Source organism: Anatilimnocola floriformis (assembly GCF_024256385.1).
In the GTDB taxonomy this organism is placed as follows: domain Bacteria; phylum Planctomycetota; class Planctomycetia; order Pirellulales; family Pirellulaceae; genus Anatilimnocola; species Anatilimnocola floriformis.
This window is the reverse complement of the sequence record NZ_JAMLFW010000002.1, coordinates 1,399,624-1,425,614: the sequence shown is the minus strand read 5'-3', so window position 1 is coordinate 1,425,614 and position 25,991 is coordinate 1,399,624. Positions and strand designations below refer to the sequence as shown.

Annotated in this window: 15 protein-coding genes (1 of these 15 running past the window's edge); 8 read left to right on the top strand and 7 right to left on the bottom strand. The window is 59.4% G+C overall.

Annotation, left to right across the window (positions count from 1 at the left end):
* The first annotated feature begins 5 nt into the window (after positions 1 to 5).
* The 4 genes from M9Q49_RS30220 to M9Q49_RS30205 are packed head-to-tail and all read left to right on the top strand — an operon-like array spanning position 6 to position 2,739.
* Positions 6 to 1,178, top strand: a complete 1,173-nt coding sequence (locus M9Q49_RS30220; RefSeq protein WP_254513029.1) for a hypothetical protein — start codon at positions 6 to 8, stop codon at positions 1,176 to 1,178.
* 53 nt (positions 1,179 to 1,231) lie between these two features.
* Positions 1,232 to 2,263, top strand: a complete 1,032-nt coding sequence (locus M9Q49_RS30215; RefSeq protein WP_254513028.1) for an aldo/keto reductase — start codon at positions 1,232 to 1,234, stop codon at positions 2,261 to 2,263.
* 9 nt (positions 2,264 to 2,272) lie between these two features.
* Positions 2,273 to 2,548: a hypothetical protein gene (locus M9Q49_RS30210; protein WP_254513027.1), complete on the top strand. Its 276-nt coding sequence runs from the start codon at positions 2,273 to 2,275 to the stop codon at positions 2,546 to 2,548.
* Between the two features lie 20 nt (positions 2,549 to 2,568).
* Positions 2,569 to 2,739 (top strand): hypothetical protein, encoded by a 171-nt coding sequence (locus tag M9Q49_RS30205; protein ID WP_254513026.1) that lies wholly within the window; start codon positions 2,569 to 2,571, stop codon positions 2,737 to 2,739.
* Positions 2,740 to 2,745: 6 nt separating this feature from the next.
* On the opposite strand, the gene M9Q49_RS30200 is transcribed toward M9Q49_RS30205, so the two are convergent.
* The 7 genes from M9Q49_RS30200 to M9Q49_RS36250 all read right to left on the bottom strand — a co-directional run bounded on the left by M9Q49_RS30200 (position 2,746) and on the right by M9Q49_RS36250 (position 18,057).
* Positions 2,746 to 3,207, bottom strand: a complete 462-nt coding sequence (locus M9Q49_RS30200) for an immunity 22 family protein (RefSeq protein ID WP_261365397.1) — start codon at positions 3,205 to 3,207, stop codon at positions 2,746 to 2,748.
* 43 nt (positions 3,208 to 3,250) lie between these two features.
* A complete protein-coding gene (locus tag M9Q49_RS30195) occupies positions 3,251 to 4,585 on the bottom strand; it encodes a DUF1501 domain-containing protein (protein ID WP_254513024.1) in 1,335 nt (444 codons plus the stop codon).
* Positions 4,586 to 4,600: 15 nt separating this feature from the next.
* Complete coding sequence (locus M9Q49_RS30190) at positions 4,601 to 6,625, bottom strand: DUF1549 and DUF1553 domain-containing protein (RefSeq protein ID WP_254513023.1); 2,025 nt, start codon at positions 6,623 to 6,625, stop codon at positions 4,601 to 4,603.
* 70 nt (positions 6,626 to 6,695) lie between these two features.
* A complete protein-coding gene (locus M9Q49_RS30185) occupies positions 6,696 to 16,133 on the bottom strand; it encodes a VIT domain-containing protein (protein ID WP_254513022.1) in 9,438 nt (3,145 codons plus the stop codon).
* Between the two features lie 185 nt (positions 16,134 to 16,318).
* Positions 16,319 to 16,921, bottom strand: a complete 603-nt coding sequence (locus M9Q49_RS30180) for an RNA polymerase sigma factor (RefSeq protein ID WP_254513021.1) — start codon at positions 16,919 to 16,921, stop codon at positions 16,319 to 16,321.
* A gap of 333 nt (positions 16,922 to 17,254) precedes the next feature.
* Positions 17,255 to 17,950 (bottom strand): DUF1559 domain-containing protein, encoded by a 696-nt coding sequence (locus tag M9Q49_RS30175; protein WP_261365396.1) that lies wholly within the window; start codon positions 17,948 to 17,950, stop codon positions 17,255 to 17,257.
* A complete protein-coding gene (locus M9Q49_RS36250) occupies positions 17,947 to 18,057 on the bottom strand; it encodes a ribbon-helix-helix domain-containing protein (protein ID WP_390845502.1) in 111 nt (36 codons plus the stop codon). The genes M9Q49_RS30175 and M9Q49_RS36250 overlap by 4 nt, the downstream gene beginning before the upstream one ends.
* Before the next feature lie 312 nt (positions 18,058 to 18,369).
* Here M9Q49_RS36250 and M9Q49_RS30170 point away from each other — a divergent pair, with 312 nt between their 5' ends.
* The 4 genes from M9Q49_RS30170 to M9Q49_RS30155 all read left to right on the top strand — a co-directional run.
* Entirely contained in the window at positions 18,370 to 19,383 is a 1,014-nt protein-coding gene (locus M9Q49_RS30170) for an IS1/IS1595 family N-terminal zinc-binding domain-containing protein (protein ID WP_449224115.1), read from the top strand.
* A 682-nt stretch (positions 19,384 to 20,065) separates the two neighbouring features.
* Positions 20,066 to 22,489 (top strand): transglutaminase TgpA family protein, encoded by a 2,424-nt coding sequence (locus M9Q49_RS30165; protein ID WP_254513019.1) that lies wholly within the window; start codon positions 20,066 to 20,068, stop codon positions 22,487 to 22,489.
* A gap of 3 nt (positions 22,490 to 22,492) precedes the next feature.
* The gene (gene rnhA, locus M9Q49_RS30160) at positions 22,493 to 22,963 is read left to right on the top strand and encodes a ribonuclease HI (RefSeq protein ID WP_254513018.1); all 471 of its coding nucleotides are present in this window, start codon (positions 22,493 to 22,495) and stop codon (positions 22,961 to 22,963) included.
* A 454-nt stretch (positions 22,964 to 23,417) separates the two neighbouring features.
* On the top strand, positions 23,418 to 25,991 hold the 5' end (the start) of the coding sequence (locus M9Q49_RS30155; RefSeq protein WP_254513017.1) for an autotransporter-associated beta strand repeat-containing protein. 26,619 nt of this gene lie beyond the right edge of the window; the window shows 2,574 of its 29,193 coding nt (coding positions 1-2,574); it begins with the start codon at positions 23,418 to 23,420; its stop codon lies beyond the right edge, outside the window.

Here is a 25,991-nt window from a genome sequence, read left to right as displayed (position 1 = left end):
CTGACATGAACAAGCAACCGCGCAAAACCCATCGCCTGGGTTCCTTCGAACAGCTTGAGTCCCGCGCGCTCCTCGCCTCCGCCGGCATGCCGCAGGGCATGATGCACGAGACGGAGTACGATCGCGCGAGTGATTTGTCTCGCGATTTTTCTCGCGGGCCGCGCATGGAAATGTCCTCGCGCGATTTCGCCGTCAATAACGATCGCGGCCCGCGCAATGATTTCCGCGGTGAGGCGCAGTTCCCCCAGCAGAACTCATCGGCTGGCTACGACGCGATTGATTACAGCAGTTCCAATTATCAAGTTACTGCGACAGTCACGATCTTCGTCGTGACCGTTCCTCCAGCGCCGGCCGTTTCGCAGCCGACTTATTTTGAACCGCTGGTGCATGCTCCGCAGGCCCAGTCTTCCTTTGCGCAGTCGTCCGTTCAGTCGCCGCCGACTTCGTTTGTCTCGGCGCTCGCTTCGCCGTCGAGTGATCTCGACAACCGCATTGTGGCGCCTCCAGCACCACCACCAACCGCGAACGTGGTCAACCGCGCGCCGAGTTCGTTCAATGCCGAACGGAACTCGCTATCGATTCTCTCCGGCCTCGCGGTGGGCTTGGTAACGCCGCGCGATACCGACTCGTCGGAAAGCAGCGACAGCGAAACTCCGACGGCCTCGCCCACCAAAGAGCGCGAGCAGCGCGAAGAAGAGTCGCAAGTTCTGCCGCGTCAGACAACAGACAACGCGACAAACCTGGAACAACGCGACACAGACGAAGACAAAGACCTGATCGAACTCAACTCCGAAGAGCTGCTCAAGCGGACCAAGCGCAAGGCCACGCCAGCGAATGCAGCCAATCACGAAGCTCTCCGCATTCGCGATATCGCCACGCAAACCGATCGGCTGTCACTTCGTCGTCTGGAGTTGCCAGCCGCAGAACACACCTGGTCGGGCGAAGTTGCCGAAACGGCTCCGCTGCCGGTGAACGATGATCTGATCGAGCTGCTGACGAATGATCAAGTCGAGCAAACCGCGAACGGCGAGCATCGCGCCACGCCGTTTGCCGCGGCGCCGGCGCAGCTCGAAGCCAATCTCGGTTACTACCAGGCCATCGAGGCCACTCCCTCGCCCGGGCCAGAAGTACCCGCCGCCGTTGCGGCTGCCGCATTGCCAGCGCGGGAAGCTCAGTGAGATACTGACGTGCTGATTCCACTTCAGCACATCAGCATCACGGAGCAGCAGCCATGGAGTATCGGCAACTCGGCGGTTCGGGCCTGAAAGTCCCCGCACTCAGTTTCGGCACGGGAACGTTCGGCGGCGGCGGTGAACTCTTCAAGGCGTGGGGCGCGAGCGACGTCGCCGAAGCCACGCGGCTGGTCGACATCTGTCTCGAAGCCGGCCTGAACATGTTCGACTCGGCCGACATCTATTCGCACGGCATGGCCGAAGAAATTCTCGGCGAATCGATCAAGGGCCGGCGCGACAAAGTGCTGATCTCGACGAAGGCAACCTTTCGCGCCGCGGATGGCCCGAACGACGTTGGCTCATCGCGCTTCCATTTGCTGAAGAGCGTCGATGCCAGTTTGCGACGGCTGAAGACTGACTACATCGACCTCTATCAACTGCACGGTTTCGATGCGGTCACACCGGTCGAAGAAACGCTCAGCACGCTCCAAGGGCTCGTTCGCTGCGGCAAGATTCGCTACATCGGCTGCTCGAATTTTTCGGGCTGGCACCTGATGAAGTCGCTCGCCACCAGCGACAAGTTCGGCTGGTCGCGCTACGTCGCTCACCAAGCCTATTACTCGCTCGTCGGCCGCGACTACGAACTCGAACTCATGCCCCTCGCCGTCGATCAAAAGGTCGGTGCGGTCGTGTGGAGCCCGCTCGGCTGGGGCCGCCTCACCGGCAAGATCCGCCGCGGTCAGCCGTTGCCCGATCAAAGTCGCCTGCAAAGCAAACTGGTCCGCGACATCGGCCCGCCGGTTCCCGATGAGCACGTCTTCAACGTTGTCGATGCCATCGACGCGATCGCCAAGGAAACCGGCAAAACCGTGCCGCAAATCGCCCTCAACTGGCTGCTGCAGCGTCCGACCGTCTCCACCGTCATCGTCGGCGCGCGAAACGAAGAACAGCTCCGCCAAAACCTCGGCGCGATTGGTTGGAACCTCACTGCCGAACAGGTGAAGCAACTCGACGCCGCCTCGGCAACCACGCCGGCGTATCCGTACTGGCATCAGAAGGGGTTTGCGGAGCGGAATCCGTTTCCAACATAGGTCTCGATGATGGCAATTCGCGGGATTATTTACGCGCAGCTCTTGGCAATCGCATTGACCGGCCTGGCCGCGTATTGGGATCGGGTTGGCGTTCCGCTCGGATACGGCCAATTTGTATATGGGGTGGGCATTTACTCGATCGTGCTGATTCCCATCGCCCCGCTGGCGACGCTTTTAGTGCTGTGTTTTTCCCGACTGGAATTACGTCACAAACTGTACGCGGCTTTCGTCAGCGCAGTGGCTTGCGTGGCTCAGATCATCGCTGGGCTACCTTTGGTCGCTTAGTCGCGGGGACCGTCTCCACGGTGATCGTCGGCGCGCGGAACGAAGAACAGCTCCGCCAAAACCTCGGCGCGATCGGCTGGAATCTCACTGCCGAACAGGTGAAGCAACTCGACGCCGCCTCGACGACCACGCCGGCGTATCCGTACTGGCATCAGAAGGGATTTGCAGAACGGAATCCGTTTCCAACCTAACCACTGCTACTTCGCGCCGGACTGGAATGCAATTTCGGCATCCGAGTCAAACGGAAAACTGCCGATGAAGTGCATGTACTTGTTCTTCTTCAAATGCAATGGGTTCAAGGCGTAATTGAAATCGTGGAGGAGAATCACGTTCTGCGTAGTTTCCAAGCCGAGTTTCTTCGCACTTTCGCAGGCGGGCTTCAAATACGACGTGGAGTGGGAACACTCACCAATCAGCCTCTCCACTGACACGAATTCTTCCACACAACAATTGTAGTCAACGCGATCTTCGTCATAGAGGACTGAAAAGTCGTCGATAAAATTTGGCTCAAGGTCCTCGTCATCATCGTCTACTTCCGTTCCATCGTCGTAGCGTTTCATGAAGTATTCTTCGGGAATCTCGGCTAGCGGCACGATGCCGACCCAGATGGATACGAAACCCTCGTGATTCTTTGTCAGTTCGTACGAGTGTGCGTTCATAGACTTCATGATACATCCCGACGCTGGCAGCGTCGGGCATGAATCACGCAATCACCCCTTTCGCTACTTCCCCACTCGTATCTGTCAACCGAAAGTCGCAGCCGGCGTATTTGAACGTGAGTGCTTCATGATCGAGGCCGAGCAAGTGCAGGATGGTCGCGTGCAGATCGTGCGTTCCCATCCGGCCTTCGATGGCGGCATCGCCCATCTCATCGGTGGCTCCGTAGCGGAGGCCGCCCTTCACGCCGCCGCCACAGAGCCACATGCTGTAGCCGCGGTTGGCGTGGCCGCGGCCGTTGCCGTCCCCTTTATCATCGCGCGGCGTACGGCCGAATTCGCCGCCCCAGATCAGTAGCGTTTCGTCGAGCATGCCACGCTGGGACAAGTCGCTGATGAGTCCGGCAATCGGTTTGTCGATGGCCGTCGCATTGCGGCCGTGCGCTTCGCGCAAGTTATTGTGCTGATCCCAACCCTGACTCGTCAGCTGAATGAACCGCACGCCCTTCTCGGCGAGTCGCCGCGCGGTGAGGCATTGCTCGCCGAACGAAGATGTCGCCGCATCATCAAGGCCGTAGAGCGCGCGAGTGGCGGCGGATTCGCGATTCAGGTCGAGCGTTTCCGGCACGCTGGTTTGCATCTTGTAGGCCAGCTCATACGACTCGATCAAACCCGCGATCGCGGGATCGGTCGGATTTTCGGCGAGTAATCTCCGGTTGGTCTCTGCCAAAAAATCCAGTTGCTTACGCTGATCGCCGGCCGTGAGGTGCCGGTTGGCGACGTTCGGCACGCCGCGTGAACCAGTGCCCAGTCGCGTTCCTTGATGCGCGGCCGGCAGGAATGCGCTGCCGTAGTTTTGCGCGCCGCCTTGGTCGCCGAGCGGATTGATCGTGACAAAACCGGGCAGATCGTCGGCGATGCTGCCGAGGCCGTATGTGATCCACGAACCGAACGACGGCCGCACGAAGCTTGGATTGCCTGTATGCACAGCGACAGTCGCCTGCTGATGACCGGCGACGGCAGTGTGCATGCCGTTGAGCAGGCACAGTCGATCGGCGTGCTTGGCCAGGTGCGGAAAGATCTCGCTGATCGGCAGGCCGCTCTGACCGCTGCGATTGAACTTGAAAACCGGCGCCAGGTATTTGCTTTTGCCACCCGGTCCTGCCTTCGCGAGCTCCGGCTTCCAGTCAAACGTATCGACGTGACTCGGCCCGCCCGCCATGAAGAAGAAAATCACTCGTTTGGCCTTGGCGGGAAAATGCTGCGGCTTCGGCGCGAGTGGACTGCGATACTTCGTGTTCTCTTGCGCGTGCAAAGCGCTGAACGCCAGCCAACCAAAACCAGTCGCAGAGGCTTGCAGCAATTGACGTCGGTTCCACATGTCGAGTTCCTACGTTTAACGCAAATACCGAAATTCCGCCGTGGCAAACAACGCCTGGATCAGCGCGGTCCAGCGATAGGTTTCCGCATCGCGGGCACTCGGTTGCAACTCATGCACGAGCTTGAGCGCCGCTTTTTCTTCCGCCGCCGTTGCCGGTCGGGCAAAACAACGGCGATAAATCCAATCGATGTGCGCTTGCTCATCCTTGAGATTCAAATCAAGCATTCGCCGTGCTGTGTCGTGGGCACACTCGACGACAAAGTCGCTGTTGAGAAAGAACAGCGCTTGCGGCGCGACAGTGGTCACTTCGCGCTGACCTTGCAGCAAGCATGGATCGGGAAAATCGAAGGTTGTGAGTTCTTCCGGCAACTTCGCGCGAATCACCGGCAGATAGGCGCTGCGATAGTTTGACGAAAACGGCAACAAACTACGCACCTGCGACTGCGGACTCTTGCCGCCGATGCCGGCGATTTGAATTCCCGCCGGTGGATCGAGTTCCAATCGTCCGGCAATCTCCAACAGCGAATCACGGAGCGGTTCGATCTCGAGTCGCCGCAGATTCATCCGCCAATAAAGTGAATTGGAACCGTCGGCCTCGGCAGCCGAAGGTTGATGAACACTGCTGAGGCGATACGCCCGACTCAGCACCAGGCCGCGGATTAGTTGCTTCAGCGACCAACCGTTGTCGCGCAATTCCACGGCCAGATGATCGAGCAATTCGGGATGCGTCGGCTCTTCGGAATTCATTCCAAAATCATCGACGGTCCGCACGATGCCCACACCGAACAAATGTTGCCACACGCGGTTGGCCATCACCCGCGGCGTGAGTGGTTGATTCGCTGCCGTCAGCCAGCGAGCGAGCTCGAGTCGGCCGCCGGAGCTTGCCGCGACCTGCGGTCCGCGCGGCAAACCAGGGAGCTGCCAATCGCCACGGCGGACATCATCGCCAATGTCCTGCGGTTCGCCGCGCACGCGAATCGCACAGTCGCGCGGTTCTGCGGCAGTCACGCCCATGGCAACGTTACTCGCCGTGGTAAAGCGAATATCGCGCAAGCCGGTTCGCCATTCATCCTGATAGTCGCTCATCGAATGAATGCCGGCCGGCAATGACACAGATAGGACTCGCGCCACTTCCGCATCGCTGCTCGGTAGCGCGAGGAGGTTGCTCGGATGCAAATAGCCTTCGCCGCCACTCTCGCGCTGATGAGCCACGCCAGGGCGCAGGTCCAAACTTTGAAAAACACCGGCCAGCGCGTAGTAGTCGCGCATCTTGATCGGGTCGTACTTGTGATCGTGACAACGAGCACAACTGACACTCAAGCCGAGAATGGCCCGCGTCGTGGCATCGATCTGATCGTCGATCACATCAAAGCGAAACTGCTCATAACTCAAGTTCTGCAGATCGTGCGCGCCAATCGCGAGAAAGCCCGTCGCGATGAGTTGCTCGCGCCGCTGCTGCGCGGTTTTCGCAGGCAACAGATCGCCGGCCAGTTGCTGCGTGATGAACTGATCGTAGGGCAAGTCGCGATTGAGGGCATCGATCACCCAATCGCGATACCGCCAGGCATAGGTGAACGGTGCGTTCCAAGCTCGGCCGGTGCTGTCGGCATAGCGAGCAATGTCGAGCCAATGCCGGCCCCAGCGTTCGCCGAAGTGGGCCGATTTCAAATAGCGATCAGCGGCGCGGGCCAGCGCGACATCGTCACTCGCGTTGTCATCAACAAATTCGGCGAGCTCGCGCTGCGTCGGCGGCAAGCCCGTCAGATCGAACGACAACCGCCGCAGCAACGTTCGCCGATCGGCATCGGCGTTCGGCTTGATCCCTTTCTTCTCGAGACGCGCGAGGACGAATCGATCCGCATTCGTTCGCGGCCAAGCCTGATCTTTGACCGTCGGAACAGCCGGTTTGACGAGCGGCCGAAAGGACCAAGGAAGCGAATCGTAATCGACTGCTTTGGCCGCCCGCGGCTGAGCATTGCCCGGAATGGCAAGCGCCCAGGAAATGAGAAAACAGCAGACGAGCAGATGTCGGGCTGGCATGCGAAGGTTCTCCGGCAGGCCGAAATGGATGCCGGAGAACAATCTACTGCTTAACCAGTAGATGTCAATCTTATTTTCGCATTTGTTCCTTCAGCTGTGGCAGCTGCCGGTCGAGCTCAGCGCGGAAATGTTGCGGCCAGGTTCGAGCTTCGAGTTGCTGTAGCGACTCGGCTGCGGCGTCTTTCTGCTTCAGCTGCAATTGCACGCGGGCCATATTGAGCAAGCCGAGGGGTTCTAGCTTTCGCAACTTGGCGACTTGTTCCCATTGCTCGAGCGCTTCGGGGAGACGTTTTTGCTGTTCGCGCTCTTGCGCGAGAATCGTCAGCCCTTCGGTTTCACCCGGCGCGACTTCGGCGAGCGACGTGCGAGCTCGTTCGGCTTCCGCTGGATCCATGGCAGCATCCAAGCGCTGGGCCAGCTTCTTCCAGAGCTCGAAGTTGCGGCGATTGAGTTCCAGCGAATCGAGCGACTGCGCGATCGCGCCGGTCTTGTCGTTGCGAGCATCGAAGCATTCGATCAACTTCTTGTGCAAGTCGGCATCGTTGGGCGTCAATTGCACGGCAGCGCGATACTGAGTGATCGCTTCCGCAAAATCACCTTCCTGCTGAAACACCATGCCGAGCGCTTTGCGAACGACAGGGCGATCTTGCTCCTTGGTCTCTTGGTCTAGTTGCTTGACGTAAGCCTTTAGATTGGGCGAAGCCTGCATTACGAGGCGCAGAACATGCAAGGCGTTTTCGCGTTCGTTCACTTGTCGCGGCCAGCAGATGATGGCGCTAGCCGCGGCATCGACGGCGCCCTTGGTGTTCTTCAGGCCGGCGTAAGACTGGGCCAGCGATTGGAACTGAGCGGAGAGCGTGCTGTCGCCAATGCTCTTGCCGTTCGTTCCCTTGAGATGGGCTGCGGTCGCTTCCTTCAAGTACTCAACGGCGGGCTCGAAGAGTTCGCAGGCCAGGCAGGCGTTGCCCAGTTCGTGCATCACACTTTCGTGCCAGCGACTCCCTTCGTGGAACACATCGTGCGTTTGCTGACGTAGATCGAGCAGGGCCTGCTGCCGCTTGGTATGGAAATAAGCTTTCATCAATTCGCAGCGGCGGGTGAGGACGAGCGGATGCCGTTTAACGAGCGGTTCCAGAATCGGAATCGATTCGGCATAACGCTTCGCCTCGTGCAGCAGATAGACCAGGCGGATCTGCTGGCTCTCGTCGAGCAACTTGCGCTCGTGCGCGTCGAGCAGAATCTCCAAGCCACGATCGGGCCGATCCAAGCCGTAGTAGAAGTACTCAGCGATGTAGGCCACGACGTGGTTGTTGTCGCGATACGTCTTGAGGACTTCCTCAGCGGCTGCGGCGAAGTCGCCCGCCTTTTCGTCCCAGAACCACTGGTGGCGATAATACATGTAGCGATTGCGCGAGCTCCGTTCGGCGAGATCGCGCTTCAGTTCCTTGATGACAAACTTGAGCAGCCGCGGTTCGAGTTCACCGAGGTCCTGCTTGAGCTCTTTCACGCGCGTCCGCCATTCGGCCAGCCGATAAGCGTGGCGATCCCAGGTGTTGGTCCCCTGATAGCGGACCCAAATCGGCTCGCTGTCGGAACGATCGAGCAGAAAGGCGATTGCGGGCTTGGGACCCGCCACGCGGTTGAGCGACTGCGCCATCCGCTCGACGCTGTTGTCGTAGTTATTCACCTGGCGCGACAGGATCTTGGCGAAGTCGTCGTTAGCATAGGCGATCATGTCTTGCGGCGCGGCAGCGATTTGCACATCGTGCGCGGCTTCGATCACGCCGATGGTTTGGTTGGCGAGCTCAACCAGAAAATTCAGCTCGGGCTGCTTGCGAGCTTCTTCGCGTGACGCAGCCAGGGCAGCGCGATATTGATCTTCGCCGCGGCCGAACGAGGTGAGTCCCTTGGAGCGGATTGCCGTAGCATACAAACCGAATCGGCGATGAATGACTCGCTGGGCGAGCAGGTTGTTCGCCACTTGCGTTTGCAATGTGTCCAGCGTCCGTTCTGCCGTGACGAACTGACTGCGCTGAGCTTGCCACTCCACAATGCGGAACCAGTGGTCGAGCGCGCCCTGCGTCACTTTGCCACCCTGAGCTTCGCGATATTGCTCGCAGGCAGTCGTCAGCAGTTGGATCGCTCGATCCTTTCGTTCGTAACCCCATTCGGTGTTCGCAAAGGCAGCGCTCATGCGCAGATGCGCTTCGGTGCCGGGCTTTTCTCGTTGCACCAATTCGCCGAGCAGGCGAACCTGTTCGGCTGCGAGCAACGGCTGGGAAATGACGCCCAGCGAGGCGAGATACTCGACCATCTGCAGCGGCTCGCCGGTTTGCCAGTCGCGCTTTTCGGCCCGCTGCAGTGCTGCCAGAGCCGCTTGCAAATGCGGTTGCGCACCGTTCTTCAATTCGGCTGCACGGCGATGCGCGAGTGATTCGAGCAGATCGAGCGTGCGCTGATCGAGCGGTGTCTTTACACTTTTGCGAACCTCAGCCAGGCCTTCGATGAGTTCGTCGATCGTGGCTTCGTGCTCGACTTGCAGCAACACTTGCCAGCACTGGCTGAGCATCGGATAAACCCGCTCTGCCGTGTGACCCGGCAGGGCCTGCGCGATGGACTGGAGCAGTCGCGGGTCGTGCGTTGCTGTGTAGAACTGGAGCAACGTGTTCGAAAGGAAATAGCTCGGATTGTCTTCCGCCTTGAGGAGCGCGGCGAACATCAGCAGCACATTGGGATCGAGTTTTTCCGGCGCCGGTCCGCGAGTTTGCCAGCGTTGCAACTGGCGGGTGAGCAGCTGATTAAGCTGCCACGGATTTTGAAAGCGATAGACGCGCACTTGGGCCGCTTCGTGCTTGGCGCGCTGATCGAGCGCGTGATACCACGTGGCGAGTGCACGATAGTCTTCGCTGCCGAGCAAGTCGGCTCGCTGTAAGTCTTCGAAGACCTGCACGCCCGCTTCCAACTTATTCAGCTCGGCATACACGCGAGCCAGCTGCCGACGCCAACGCCCCGTTTCATCGCCGAGCGCGACGAAGCCGGTCAGCAGTTGTTGGAGCTCGGCAGGCCGATCGCGAGCGAGCAGCAGTTCGTAATGAAGCTGCTGCCAATCGAGCCGATTTGCGGCCCGTTTCTCAACTCGTTTTTCGGCAGGTGTCGGATCGGCCTGGCGGTCCTGCCGCAGCTTTTGTTCGGCTTCGAAGAGCTTGATGAGCCGATTGGATTCTCCAGCCGGCGCGTCTTTGCGGGCGGCCAGGTGGAGGAGCGATTTGAGGAGTCGATGTTGCCAGACGTCTTCGAGTGCTTGAGCAACGTCGTCTTCGGCGGCTGCATCATCATCCTTTGGTTCCGTTGCCGGCTGACGATCGAGTGACTGCTGCAACTGCGACCAGAGTTGATCAGACACTTGCGGCAGCTTTCGCTCCAAGCGGATTTCGAGGGTGAGATGCTCGAGCAGGAACCAGCGCGCCAGTGGATCGTTTTGATGAGCATTGGCTGCCGTGGCGAGCCGCTGCGAAATTTCTTCGCGAGCTTGCTTGCGGAGCTTTTCATGTTCCTTGTCGAGCGCTTCACGCTTCCACTTATCGGGGTGATCGATCTTGTTGATCAGGTACGAACCGCGGAGTCCTTCCAGGGTATCGGTCCAGCGATAGAGCGCTTGCACGCGGGTGTGGAGTCGAGCGTTCGGTGGCTCCGATTGGCCCAGCTGATCGAGCAGCTTCAGCGTCTCGGCTTCGCGCTCCGCGGTCCACGATTGAATCATCAGGAAGTTGAACAGATCGAGCGTGGCTTGATCTTTTTCCCGCGGCAGAGCGCCAGCGAGGAACTTTCGCAAGGCTTGTTCGCGTTCGTTCGTGCCGCGAATGTCGGTGATGCGGAGAATCAGTTCGCGGTACTTCGCCCGAGGCCGAATTTTCTTTTCCACAGCCCAGCGGCGTTCCAGTTCGCTTTGAATTCGCTCCCAGCTGCCGAGCAAATTCGGAATGTTGCCATTCCAGGGAGCGATGTCGAACAGCCGTTGGACTTGATCGACGGGCAACGTGCCGATGTTTTCTTGCAGCCGAGCGAAGATCGCGAGTTGCACGCGCTCGCGGGCTGGCGAACTGCGAAAGTCGTTTTCATTCCAGATCTGCAGCGCGATCGAATGAGCATCATTACTCCCGACGAACTGTAGCAACAGCTTTTCGAGCTGCGGCAGATACTTGGCGTTCAACGTCGCCTGGCTGATGTTGCGGCCCTGACCGAGCAGCAATTGCACGGCGGAATAGACCTTCAAAAACGCTGGATATTTCAGCGGTTGACCCACGGCTGGCACATTTTCCTTGAGCCAGGTTTCGGCGAGTGCAAAGGCCTGCGGCTCTTGACCGCTGAGGACCAGATACGCCAGCAGCCGATCGTGGCCGTTCTGTGTGTTGGGATTTTTCTCAATCCAAGTGCGAGCAAACTTCGCCGCGTCGGCATAGCGGCCTTCGCTTTCGAGAATGTCGCAGTACAAGCTGCGGAAATTATCGGCTTCGTGCTCTTGCCAATCGACGTCGCTGGCGAGCGCGGCTTCGATCCAAGCAAGCGCTGCCGCGATGTCGCCGTTCTGCCGCAGCTGGCCAACGTGGAACTGCTGCAGACTCGCATCGCTCGGATACTTTTTGGTCAGCTGCAATAGCAAGTCGCGATACTCGTCATTGCGACCTGCCGTGCTCAGCGAATCGAGACGAGCGAGTTGGTATTCCTTCTCACCGTTGCGCGGCGCTGCGAAGCGTAGATACGCAGGTTGCAGCGCGGCGAGCAATTCCAGCTGTTCGTTGCCGCCAGTCAACTGCAGCGAAACATGCCGCAGCCGTTGCACGATGGCAAACTCCGTGGCCGGCCGCGCGGCGACCGTCTTTTCAGCGGCAGTCAGCAACCAATCCTTGGCTTCGGCGTGGCGGCGACTTTCCCACAGCAACACCAGGCGAATCCAATCCCAACCGGGTTTGCCGGGCGCGAGTTTTTCGGCGGCTTCGAGTTCCTTCGCGGCTTCATTCCATTGATTCCGTCCATACTGCCGGCCAAGGAGCGTGATGCGGTCCTCGATCTTTGCCTGGCCGGCGGCGATGTGCTTTTCGGCATCGGCCAATTTGGGCAACGGCAGCTGCAACGTCACGGCCGTCGTGCGCGCTTTCTGTTCGCTATCCCAGGCGGTTTTGAAATCGGCGGCGGCGAGTTCCTTCACTTGCAAAGTGCTGAGGCTGGTCCGCTTCCCCTTGGCGTCGAAATTCTCAGCCGTTGTTGCCACGAACCGTTCGCCGATCTGCACAAACTTGCTGTAGACCGTGCGGTCGACCAGCTTATCTTGGTAACGCCGTTCCGATTCAATCACCAGTCGGAGCTCGGTGTCGATCAACCAGCGCTGCTCCTCGTAGCCAGCGAGAACATCCTCGCTGGCCTTAGCGATGATCAGCACGCGGTTCGGCGCGGGGCGTTCGATCTTCACGTCGTAATCGTGCAGGGTTTGATCCCAGCGATGCGTGTCGTTGAGCAGATCAGGGAGGAACTGCAAATCCGCATCGTCACTCTTGCGGACCAGCGACACGCCGAAGGCCAGCGAGTGGTTGCCGCGCTCGCTCTTGTCGCACCATTGCAGCAGCGGCGAATCGTCGCGCTGCAGATCGCCGCGAGTCAGCCAGGCAGCGGGAGAATAAAGCTGCCGCGTTTGTCGCCGACTGCTGAGGGCTGCAGTACGAATGTTGAACGAATCCTCCTGCCGATCGACAAGCACGCCGCCGGCCAGCTTCCGCAGATCGGCATCGAGCTCGAGGCTGCGGAGCAACGTAACCGCTTCGGCTGGCCAACTGGTCTTGCGCTCGCGCGGTTTGCGTTGCGAGACGTGGAAGGGAGGCGGCGTGGGCAACAGCGACTGCCGGGCAGGAGCGACGTAGCCATAGCCGCGCTGAGCCCGCTTGTAGCGAACCGGACCATCGAACCCCCACTGCAAACCACGGCCGGCGTAACTGAAGTACTCACCCCCATTGGATTCGAATTCGTTTTTGGCTTCACCCAGCATCAGGCCGTCGGAGTTGAACACATTGATATTCAACTTGCCGCCAGCGTCCAGAAAATCAGATTGTGCGTCGATCATGCCGAGCCCGTTGGTTGCGGCCCACAGGTGGGTAGCCGACTGCTTTTCACCGTCACGGGCCGAAAACTCGTACTCGACATCAAAGAGCTCTTCGCCGGTGAAGGCACGATCGCCTACTCCGCGCAAACCACTCAGCGCGACACCCAATTTCACCGGCCTTCCGAATCGGCCGTTGAAGTACCCCTTTTCGTCCGCTTCGCTGAAGTCGTCCGCGAGCACGGTGAGCGCATCGCCGTCCGAATCCAACCAGCCCTCATTCCACTGATTACCAAAGGCACCACCAGCACCACCGCCACCCGAGCTCGCACTCAATCGCCCCAGCGACATGCTGAGGTGATTTGCATCGCCGAGATAGTGACCGTGACGCGAGAAGTTGTAGAGAGTCGGCTCTGAAAGAGACTTGGAAAGCTCCTCTCGCACGCGGGCCTGTAGCAGATTGGCATCGCGACCGAGCGTGCTCAGCGACTGCAGCAACTGCTGCCGCAACTGTTGTCGCCAGGCCTGGGCTTGCTCGAGCTGCTGCTGAATAAGGGCGAACCGCAGATCGTCGTTGCTCTTCTGAAAGAAGCGCTCGGCGTCGCGAATTTGCACTCGCTTCTTCACTTTGAAACGCTCACGGTCGGCGTCGGTCTCGAGCACCAGCAGCGACGTGTAGGGCGTGATGATGTGATACTCTTCCGACATCGCAATGATCTGCTCCTGCGTCTGCTGCGAGGAACCCTGCGAGAGAAGTTCATCGAGATGAGCGCGGGCCCACAGACGCGGAATGAACGACGCATCGTCGTCGCTGCCGGCCTTGGGTGCTTGTTTCAGATCGACATCGGCGCGATAGGAGACCGGTTTGCCATCGAGCGTGCCGATGATGATCACTTCCGCTTTCTTCTCGGCGGAATCGGGCAAATAACGGCCGAGAATGACTTGCTGCGTGCCGGCCGGCAGATTGGCGAGAGTCGGCGGATAAACGGCTGCCGTGCGGAAGCCGTTGAACGTGACTTTCATATTTCGCAGCGCGGGGCGCGTTGCTTCGACCAGAAAATCGTGTGCGACTTGCGCCGGCTTCACTTCACCGCCAGATTGCCGCAGCGAACCACCACCGACGGCGGCGAGAGCCTTCAGAACTTGCGATTCATAACTGCTGCTGACGGCGATCGCGTGGCCGATAACGTTCTTGCCTTTGGCGGCGGATGCAATCGCTTGCGTATCGCCAGCGATATCCAAAGTGCCGCGAGTGATCACGCCGTCGCCGAGGTAGATGATGTGCGCGCCGTCGCCTGCTTTTTGCAATGCACTTTCCCAGCCGCGTTGCAAGTTGGTCCAGCCGAGCGAACGACGCTTGTCGAGCATGTCACGAGCCTTGGCAATCGACTCGGGCGTGGCTTCGCTACTCTTTTCCATCGCCCAAATGCAATCGACATCGCAAACGGCGAGATTGAATTTGTCTTTCGGGGCAAGCGAACCGAGCAGCGCGGCGATAACTTCGCCTTGGCGAGTGCGCGAACTCTTGTCCATCGACGCGCTGGTATCGGCGAGGATCAACAGCTCTAGCGGTTGGCCGTCGTTGACGAGAGGCCGTTTCCATTGACCGGTGTGATTTGGCGGCTGCATCAGCAGCATGAAGTAACCGTCGTCGCCGCGCTGAGTCGGGATAAGCGTCAGATCTTGATTGCGTGTGGCCAGTGTGGCGACCACTTCGAAGTCGCGCGTCGGCGTGTAATCTTGCGCGCTGAATTCGAGTCGCGCCAGGTGATTGGCGTGCGAGGATTTCTCAAGCGGGTTCCGCGTCGGATGCGTCGGCGAGATGACTTGCTGCAACGGCTGGGTCGATTGAATGTTGACCGCAATGTCGAGCTGCCGCAGTGGGTTCTGTTTCAATAGATCGCTTTGCAGAGCATAGCTGTAGCGATACGAATCGCCGACCAGCGGCAAGACCTGCGTGTACGTGATCTTGATCCGTTTTTCACCGTGGGCGGGAATCGGATAGACGCTGGCTTTGAAAATGTTGCCGCCGGTCCATTCGAGTAGGCCAGGATCGCGCTTCTCGCGGAGGATTTGTTCGAAGATCTCGCGAGCGCGCTGCTTCTCGACAACATCGGCTTCGACCAGCTTGTCGCCGATCCACATGCCGAAGCCGGAGATCGAGGCATCTTGCGGCAGAGGGAAATAAAACTCGCCCTTCAGTTCGGTGTTCGTGCGATTGACGAACGACTCTTCGATCGTGGTGCGAGCAATCTGATCGCGAATCTCAACGAGCACTTTGTGATAACCGACCGTCAGCGGCACATTGCGACCATCGACCAGGGCGATGAGCGAGCCGAGCGTCTCCGCCGTGGCCTGGCCGAGGTAACCCTTCAGCCAGAGTGGTTCGTCCTTCAGCTGTTGCAGTTTGTTCTGCGCGATCTGCCAGATTTCTTTGGCCTTCACCGTCACCGAGCCGCCGTCGGGCCCAGTGAGCGTGATCGGTGATTTTTCGCTCGCGGCGATCTGCACGATGCCGGTGCTCACACGCAGTTGATCGGGCTTCGGCAATTCCACGGTCGTACCGGGGCCGACGATCATCTTGGTTTGCGGCGCGAGTTGCACCGTGGCAGCATTTGCGCCGCGGTTGTCCGTACGAAGCCAATCGCCGGGAACGAGCAGCGCTTGATTGCTCAGTGGTGTCCAACGCGCACTGGCGAGTGCGCGGACCGAAACTAAGCCCTGCAGATCGACGATCTTGCCGATGCGGCCGTCTTCGGTGAGCGACTCAGCAATCTTGAACTTCGTCGCATCGGCAGCACCACCGGCCTGCGTGAGTTGGAAGCGGAGGAGCGGTTGCGCGCCGCGATTGGCTCGCGGCCAGATCGTGAGATCGCGGGGCAAGTTCTTCACGGGATCCACGCGCGCTTCGACAGCCACCGCTTGGCCGCGGTAATGAGCGTTGAAGTAGCTCGCCAGGAGTGGGCTGTTGTTTTGATTCGTTTCTTCTTCGCGATAGCCGGCCGCAGCGCCCGTTTCGGGCTGAATGCCGAGCAACTGCCACGGATTGAGTGCAGCCGCTTCGTCGCGGCGATAAAAATACGTAGCCGGTTTCGACTCGGCGCGATTGGCGGCTTCATCGACGTGCCACGCGAGATTGCGCTGCACGATCGAATAGCGCCCCGGCTCGGCATCGAAGCGGAGCAAGCCGTTCTCGGCGCCGCTGATCTTTTGCGTCCCACCCGTGCCATCGATTTCGGCGTCGAAGTTTTGCAGGTGAGCAAACGCCGACATGATCGGCTTGTCGGCGAGCGCGGGGCGATCGAGCGCGGCCCATTCCGGTCCGGTCGAACGGCCGCCGCGCGGGTTGTGCGAAAACCAGAGGGCAGAAAAGACAGCCGCCGTGGCAAGGGCAGTTGAAATCGTACGCAGGAAAAGCATTTGCCATCTCCGGGAAGAGTTGAGTGGCTGAGGTTGATGAGCGCCCGCGAACTCCGCCAACGATCGCTCGCGCAGCTGCGCGAGAAAAGCAGCATCGACCGGCGCACCATGTTGCCCCGCTGCAGTCAGCAATTTGGCGGTGCGATCTGGGCGATCAGCAGATTCGGGATTTCTTGGCGACTCGGTCATACGTTCTTGGTCAGCGGATCGGTCGAAACAGAATCAGGACACAAACGGGCAAACGCCGCGCGAAACGCGCGCCGGGCGCGAGCCAGGCGGGAGTTGAGCGCGGCTTCGGTGCAGTTGCTCTCGGCAGCGAGTTGCGCGAGCGACAGATCGGCAAAATACTTGCCGGCCAGCAGGATTTCGTAATCGGCAGGGAGCTCGGCCAGTGCTTGGCGAACCAGGTCCGCCGTCTCGCCCGCAGCGAGCCAATCGGCGGGATCGGTTTCGTCACCTTCGAGCCAATCGACCGATTCGTCATCGACGGCAGGTCGAGGCGACGGTCGCGTTTGCTTGCGACGATAAAACAACGCCGCCTGCCGCCGCGCGATGCCACTCAACCAGATCCACAGCGAACCTCGCTCGGGATCGAACGTGTGTGCCGACCGGGCCGCGGCCAGCATCGTCTCTTGGACGATATCGGCCACTTCGGCGGCACACGGGCCGACTCGGCGAGCAACGCAATCCCAGACCCGAGCGGCATGCGCATCGTAAAGCGCTTGCCAGGCGATACTCTCGCCCCGGCCTAGCGCCGCTGCTAATTGCCGCTCGTCTGCGAAACCCATACGCCCGCCGTTTCGTTGCCGTCGTTGGATTGCTGTAGGCCGGAACGAGCGGTACTCCGCGCCGTTCCGGCAGGAGCGGCAACCGATCGTCAAAGCCGCCTCTGCCGGAACTGCGCTGCGTACAGCTTGTTCCGGCCTACGAATTCCAACTTACCCACCTCCTATGTGCGCGCAGGTCTTCCCACCTGTCGCACCTATTGGAGGATTTGCCGAATTTAGCAAGAAAAGTTCGGCGGGGTATCAGCCGCCAGGCGCTCACCTGCGGCTCTTACTGGATATCAGCACCAAAGCCGGGGCTAGCGCCCGGCGGCTGATTTTGCGAACGCGCAGGCTTTAAAAGTCCGGAATGACTTCGCCGTCGTTGCGAACCGAGAGCCGCTGCAGGATGGTCGTGCTTATGTCGTTGCGAATCATGCGCACCGCCCCATCGACCAGCACAAATTGGCAGAAGCCCGGGTGATAGCTGCCGAAGAGGTAGAGCTGAGCGTTCGAGGTCGCGTACTTGGGGTTCGGCGCCAGTGGATAGCCGGGGCCCGCGACGCGATTGAAATTCCATTCGTGGTCGCCGTTGTAGATCGAGCCGTCGCCGTAGCCGATGGTGAATTTGCCTTGCAGGACGTGCTTTTCACCCACGAGAAACGTATTGCTCGTGCCGTCTTCGATCTTGGCGAAGTTAACGCGACCGCGCCAGCGCTTGATGAGCGTTCCCGATTGCTCGATCACTTCGCCGGTAAAGATCGCGCCGTTGGCATTCACCCCGTCGTACCAACTGGAGTAGTTGAAATCGCCCGAGCTGCCGGCGTAGTCCGATAGCGCGCCGGAAAAATGGGTGGCGCTCGGCGTGCTGTTGTCGGGAATATCGCCGACGGAACTCGGCTTGCTCGGCGAGCGCCGCGTGGGGCAGAAGAGCCCTTTCACATTGGCTTCGCGCACGGCTTGCGTTTGGTTGTAGTACTGGTCCTGAATGTTCCACTGATCGTAGAGGGTACGGCGTCGCCGTTGGGATCGTAACCCCCGCTCTCCGCTCAGCCCTTCTTGCTAAGCAATTCGCGAATGGCAATTGTGACCGCCTGTGAGCGGTTCCAACCCTCTTTCTCGCGTAGCTCATCGAGTTGTGCCACTACGTCACTCGGCACTGTAACGGCCACCAGAACGGCCTTTGCGTCAGGGTCAATTGGCTTCCGGCCAGCGCCCTTCCGTTTGCCGCCGTGCGCCTTTTTCTTCCCTATTTTCCACTCCTTGAAAGAAATATAATCGAATCATGTTGACGGCGAACATGATTCTAATATAATAGAAATCAACGCGGGCCGGCAAGCCCACGAAAAAAGCCCAGTCCAACCCGGCAAGGTCGAACTGGGCCAGCAAAGAAAACCAGGCTGTTCGCCCGATTCCCCAGCGTAGTAACTGGAATCATAAGCGAGGCAGCCGCAACTTTGAAGGCTGTCCCTATGATCGGTCTCCCAGAATGCAATCACCCCCGGAGCAAGAAGAGCGGGATGACGAAGTGCGGAACGCAGCGCTACAAGTGCTTGGAATGCGGTAAGCGGTTCACGCACAGCACGAAGGTGCTCAGCGGCATGAGGCTTGGAGTTGAGAAGTCGGCGCAGGTCATCAGCATGCTTTGCGAAGGGTTGAGCATCCGTGCTACTTCGCGTTTGTCGGGTGTCTGCAAAGACACGATTCTCGAATTGCTGCTGACCGTTGGCCAGCGCTGCAAGACATTCCTCGAAAACGTGATCGTCGGCCAGCCAGTGAAGGACGTGAGCGTCGACGAACTTTGGAGCTTCTGCATGATGAAGGAGCGGACCCGCAAGATTAACAGCCTGCCGGTTGGCAGCTGCGGTGACAACTACTGCTATGTCGGCTTCGAGCGCAACACGCGGCTCATCCTCGCTTGGCATTCAGGCGAGCGGACTCACCAGAACGGTTTGGAGTTCGTGCAGAAGCTCCAGCGGGCTTGCGAGAAAGGCCGCTGCCAGATCAGCAGCGACGGTTGGAAGCCCTACAAGCACCTGATCCCGAATCACTTCCCGAACGCCGACTACGGCATGGTCATCAAGATATTCGCGAGCGCTGGCGATCAGACCCGCTACAGCCCCGCGAAGATAGTCGAAATGAAACTGCGGACTATCGCTGGCAAGCCAGACGAGAGCCGCATGAACACCAGCCACAGCGAACGTTTCAATCTGACGATTCGCATGGGCATGCGTCGGTTCACTCGGTTGACGAACGGCTTCAGCAAGTCGCACGAGCACCACGAAGCGGCCTTGGCTTTGTTCTTCATGCACTACAACTACGTCGCGATGCACGGCACGATTAAGTCGACGCCAGCACAAGCGGCAGGTCTGGCAGATCGGCAGTGGACGATTGCCGAAATGATCGAAGCGGTTGGCACCTACGTGAAGCCTGAACCAAAGCGACCATCGATCATCGAAGCGATCGAGCGGATAGGCGACAACTAGTCGCCAGTCGGCCCCGTCAGAAATGGCGGGGCTTTTTCATTTCTTGTGGTAAAATTATTTTCAGATTTTTCGCAGGTCCACTTAGTCGACCACTACCGAGCTTGACATAAGTGAACATTAGTATACAATCACTTAGCGATCGAGCTTCGAGAATGTGCAACCATCGGCTGGGGTTACCAGCGCGGTGGGTTGCTGCATTTCTTGGGAGGGAAGTGAGATCGCTATTCGGGAGGGCGCGGCTCCTGCCGAGCCGCGCCGGTCGAATGCAGTCGCCGACAGCCAGTGAATTCCCACCGTGACGGCTCGGCGGGAGCCTCGCCCTGCCGGAAATCGGCGGGGTTATAAAAGGTTATGAGTCAGACCGAACGAATTGACATAACATGAACCACTGAAATTGGTTACGTCAATTTGAAAATGATTATAACGGTTATATTTTCCGGCGGAATGTCGAGGAGGATGCTGGGGTTATGGAGAGGTTATAAAAGGTTATACCTTTGGCGCGTCAAAATTTCGCAAGTCATTTAATGAATACGACTTAGAGAAAATCTAAATTGTTATCATCTGTTATATAACCATCGTCTGAAAGAGGGGATATCGGCAGAAGTATCGGCTCGGGGCGATGGGCAGATCGGCGGGTGTCTATAATCAACGGCGGTGGTCATTTTTGGACGGGGCGATTTCTGTGAATCTTCAGCGCTGGCTGCAACTGACGACGGCGGGCCTGGCGGTGCTGGGGGCGTTGTTTTTGGTGCTGACCGGGGACCAGACTTGGTTTCCCTATGCGCTCGGTTTGGCTGCCGTGGTCGCGCTGGTGGTGACCGATTGGTATGGCTGGGTGCAGGTGCCGCGCGGGCTGGGCAATCTGGCGGCGCTGTTGTCGGTGGCTTGGACGTTTCGCGAGTTCATGCGGTTGACTCGCGATCGCGAGGCGCAGCTGCTGACCATTTCGCACATGCTCATCTATCTGCAGGTGGTGCTCGTCTTTCAGCTGAAGAGCCGGCGGGTGCATTGGCAGCTGCTGGTGCTGAGCGTGTTGCAGGTGGTGGTGGCGGCAGCGCTGGCGATGGGGCCGCAGTTTGGGCTGTTGCTGACCATTTATATGGCGACGGCGATCGCCAGCATGATTCTGCTTTGTTATCAGCGCGATGTAGTGGATGAAGACACGCCGCGCGCGCCGGCGAAATCGGCGACGTCGCTCCATCGATTGCTCGATCCGCCGCGGCAACAATCTTCGACTGCACGACAACTGCAACTGGAGCATTGGGTGCGCGGGCCATGGCTGGCCCGTAACGTGTTGATGATCACGCTCGGCAGTCTGGTGTTTACGCTCGTCTTTTTCTTCACCGCGCCGCGGCTGAGCGAAGCTGTGTGGCAGATGGGTCGTGGCCGTAGCACGGTGAGTGGTTTCAGCGGCGATGTCGTGTTGCAGACATCGGGAAATCTGAAGTTCAGCGATCAGCCGGTGATGCGCGTGAGCTTTGTGAACCCCCAGAATAACCGCGCGATGCAATTGACGGCCGAACCTTATTTTCACGGCCAGGTGCTGAACCATTATCAACGGAATGAACAGGGCGGGCGGTGGTCGTATCGCGACGACATGCGGACGCGGGGCTTGAGCGTGCATGTCAGTGAAGCCAAGACTCCCGACGATTTCGTGAAGCAAGAAATCGTGCTGGATGGCGTGCAGGCAAAATCATTGTTCGCGATGTTTCCGGTGATCCGCCTGCCCGAAACGCCGAGCTGGGTCGACGATAGGAAACGAGTTCCCCGCCTGCTGCGCAACGGCAACGAAGAACAGCTGAGCCTGCTGCGGGAATTGCGGTATGCGATCGGCACGCTCGCGATTCACAACGGTCGGCAACTGCCGGCGATTCCGCATTACAACCCGGGAAACAAGCAGGATTTCAACGACTTCGTGGAGGATTACCGCAAGCATCGCGAGTTCGATGCCACCCGGTTTCCGCAGATCCAGAAGGTCGCCGATGAGGTCATTCATTCGCAACGGATCGCCGATGAATCGCATTTGATGCAAGCGCTCGCGCTGCGGAATCACCTGTTCATTTCCGGCAAGTATCACTACGCGCTGCAGTTTGATGGGCCGGAAGAAAACGCGACCGAAACGGAGCAAGATCCGTTGGAGCACTTCATCGGCGTGAGTCACCGCGGGCACTGCGAACTGTTTGCGAGTGCGCTGGTGATGATGTTGCGCAGCCAAGGAATTCCTGCCCGCCTGGTCGTGGGTTACAAGGGTGGCGATTGGAACGCCGTGGGGCATTACTATCTGGTCCGCCAGAAGCATGCTCATGCCTGGGTCGAAGTGTTGCTGACGGCTGATGAGTTGTCGCCAGACGAAATCGCCGGTAAGCCCAGCGGCAGCGGCGCCTGGTATCGATTGGATCCCACGCCGGCGTCGAGCGAGGAAGAAGCGGCGCTCGAGAAGGCGAATCTGGCGACGCAGGTGCACGACATTTTTGACTACGCCGATTACTTGTGGCGCGACTATGTGCTGGGGCTGAACTCCGGCCGGCAAGACTCGGTGCTGGAGCCCATCACCAGTCGCTCGCGCGAGATGTTTCCTGCGGCGCTCGACGGCACGGCCTGGCAACGTTGGCTGCAGAAGTCGTTGCGTTCGAAAGATGGTTCGCGCGAGATGGCAGCGACGGCCAGTGACTCGCCGGGCAGTGGTGGTCCGCCGTGGTTCAAGTATGCGCTGCTGCTCGGGCTGATGACTGTCGCGCCGGCAGCGGCGGGAGGATTGTTGCTGGCGGTTCGCTGGTACTGGCAGCAACGGCGGTCGGCCAAGCGCGAGTCGATCGATCAAGCGCCGGATTTCTTTGTGGAGCTGACACGGATCTTGGCCCGGCGGGGAATCAAAGTGCCGCCGCAAGCGACGGCGCGAGACATGGCGAACCTGGCCGGGGAGTGGTTGGTCTTACCCACTGCTGTTCTGGATCCGATTGTCGACTGTTATCATCGGGTTCGGTTTGGCGGCGTGCCGTTAAGTCAGTCCGAACAGCACAGGGTTACTCACGCCCTGGGCGAACTCAGCCGGGCACAACTTCGTAGTTCAGATCAGCCTCGCCCCGCAACCTCTGCCGTTAGCTAAGTCATGCCTGAATCATCCTCTGGGCCAGAAGTACTCCTCTTTACCGATGGAGCCTGCGGCGGCAATCCCGGGCCAGGCGGCTGGGCTTATATTTTGAAGCATCCCAAGTCGGGAACGGTCAAAGAGAACTCCGGCTTTGAAGCCGAAACGACCAACAACCGCATGGAACTGATGGCCGTCATCCAGGGACTGACCGCGCTAACCCGCCCCGATGTCTTTGTCGAAGTCTTGACCGACAGCGAGTATGTTCGCAAAGGGCTGGAAGAGTGGATGGCAGGCTGGAAGAAGAACGGCTGGAAGCGGAAGGAAAAGGGGAAGCTAGCACCCCTAAAGAACGACGACCTGTGGAAACAGCTGGATGTGTTGAAGGCCCAGCATCCTCACATGAAGCTCACACGAGTGGCCGGTCATAGCGGTCATCCGGAAAATGACCGCTGCGATGAATTGGCCGTGGCGGCGTATCGGGAGCGGTAAGTGGGGGCAGCCTGGTGGCTGTAACTGCTTCTAAATCAGCCAGCGGTCCAATCTATAGGGCCGAACAGGACAATCTGTCGCGACGTTTATTCGTCACCGAAGTATCTGCGCCGGTTACGTTTAGTTGAAAATTGAACTAATCCTCGCGTAATGATTGACATTCTGTCGCAGTTTCAAGCAGAATCAGTGCGTCGCCCGGTTAAGTCCACCAATCCGGTGAATTTTTCTAATCGGTAAAGTGGCTCGGGCGCAGGACTGCAGGGAACGGGCAAAAGAAGCGCACATTCGCGGGATTGCGAATGTACTGGTAACAACTTGATTTTCACCGCGGGACTAACGGAATCCTGCGCTGCCAGCCAAGAGCTGCTCTTTGACCACCAACGGGTCCATGGATCCTGTCTCTGATTGCGCGGTTCGGTCAACTCTCCTTCGGTACGAATAAAACCTCTCCAACATGAATAGCAACCCCTACGGTCAACGTGGTCAGGGTCCGAACTGCGCTCACACTCAGCGGAAAGATGCCAAGCATCTGCAGCCGCGGCGCATGCCGCCACAAGTGCGGCGGAAGATGTTTCTCGAGCAGCTCGAAAATCGCTCGCTGATGGCGACCATGGTTTGGGTCGGCGGCGGCGCTGATAACAATTGGACGACCGCGGCCAACTGGCAAAGTGGTGTCGCGCCGCAGCAGGACGATAACCTGGCGTTTCCTACGGGCGCTGCGGTGTTTACGAGCGTGAACGATTTCGCGGCAGGAACGCGGTTTCGCTCGGTGACGGTTTCTGACGCGGCCTTCAACATTAGTGGTGCGCCGCTCACGTTGCTCGAAGGTTTTGTTTACAACGCGCCGGGCAGCGGTGCTAACTTCACGGCGCCCCTGACGCTGGGCGCTGCGCAGACTTTCTATTCGGCGAATGACGGCGCGACGATTACGCTTGGCGCGGTCAACATCGCCAACCTGCAGACACTGACGATCGATGGTCGCGGCAGTCTGAACATCGGCGGGTCGGTTTCGGGCAGTGGCCCGATCAGCAAGCTCGGCGATGGCTCGTTGATTCTGGCGGGCAACAACTCGGCCTATGACGGGATCATCACGGTCACGCAGGGTGCGATCAACGCGCGCAGCAACACCGCGCTCGGTGCGACGACGGCTGGCACGATTGTGCTCGGTGGCGGTGCTCTGCAAGTGCAGGGTGGCGTGAATATCGCGGAGAACATCACCATCGCGCTTAACGGCGTGGGGTTCGACAACGAGACACTCGGCGCTCTCCGCGGCACGGGCGGCAGCAACACGCTGAGCGGCGTCATTACGCTTACGAACCATGCGAGCATCGGCGTCAACCTCGGCAGTACGCTCGATATTTCCGGCAGCATCCGCAACACTCCGAACTCCAGCGACGGCCAGTTGTTCAAGTTCGGCCAGGGTACGCTGCGGTTCTCGGGCTCGACAGACAACACAACCAATGCCCTGGTGAGCGTTGTGCAGGGAACGCTGGAACTCGGCAAGACCGGCGGCGCCGTGGCGTTGTCGGGTGCGCTGTCGATTGGCGACAACCGCGATGGCGTGGCAAACCCGGGCCGGGTTCGGCTGCTGGCGGCCGATCAGATCCCGGAAACGAACTACTTTGGAACCGGGTTGAATACGGTCACCGTGCTCGGCAACGGCACGCTCGATTTCAACGGCTTTAATGACACCATCGGCAGCTTGACCCTGCAGCAGAGCCGCAGCGACTCGGCCGATGTGACCTTGGGCGGCGCTACGGTGAAGTTGCTCGGCGACATCACCGTGAATGCTGGTTTTCAAGGCTCGAGCGGCTTGAGTCCCGCCACGACGATCTCCGGCGGCAACCTGGATATCGGTTCGTTCTTCTCCGGTATCGGTGGCGGCGGAGCCACGGCAGGCGTGCACACGATTGCGGTGAATGACACCGCGCTGGCCAATGCGGCCACCGACTTGATCATCTCGGCCAACTTGATTGGCGGCAGCGCCGACGGCAGCGTCGGCATGTGGAGCAAAACTGGCACGGGCACGTTGCGCGTGAGCGGCAACAACACGTACACCGGCGCTACGCGGTTGACGGCGGGCATCACCGAAATCGGCAGCAATGCGGCATTCGGCAATAGCAGCCTGGTCGCGATCAGCGGCGGCAACATCATGGCCCAGGGGGCCGATCGCACGGTCAATCGGCCGATCTCGCTCGATGGTTCGCTGTTGATCTTGGGCAGCAACGACATCGCGTTCACCAGCACGACACAAACGTTGTTGACCGCTGGCCGGACGATTACCAACTACAACACCGATCAAGTCACCACGTTTCAGAGTGGCTTTACCGAAGGTTTGTTCGCCGGCAATGCTGCCGGTCTGACCAAAACTGGTCTTGGCGAAATCGTCATCGCCGGCCCAGCGACTTTTGCTGGCGCGCTGACGATCGGTGGAACCAACACCGACGGCGGTACGGTGCGGTTTTCCGGCAATGGCACGTTGCTCTCGAACGTAAGCGCCACCACCATCCAGAACGGCACGCTCGTGCTGGACAACACCACGACGAACCTGCAGGACCGGTTGACCGACGCGGCGGCCATCACGATCAATCAAGGTCGCTTGGAAATGATCGGCAATGCGGCTGGCACAAGCGAAACCGTCGGCGCTGTTACGATCAACAACCGCGGCACGCTCGAATCGGAAACCACCGGCGCCGGCACGACCAGGCTGAACCTGTGGTCTCTCACCAACAACGGCCAGGCCGAACTGGTGGGTGTGGGAAATGCGCTGAGTGACAACGGACCGAATCAGATCAGCTTGCTGCAAGCCGGGCCGGCGTTGACGAATAATATTCTCCTCAATGCCGCCGTTGTCGGCCCGGGCGGAAGTCTCGACTTCGCCACGATCTCGGGCGGCCAGAATGGTCTGGCCCTCATTCCGCTGCCAGCCGATGGTTACGTAACGAGCTTCGACGCCGCCAATCCGACGAGCAACGTCAAGATTACGTCGGGAACGGTGAACATCGATTCGCGGACAGTCAATGCGCTG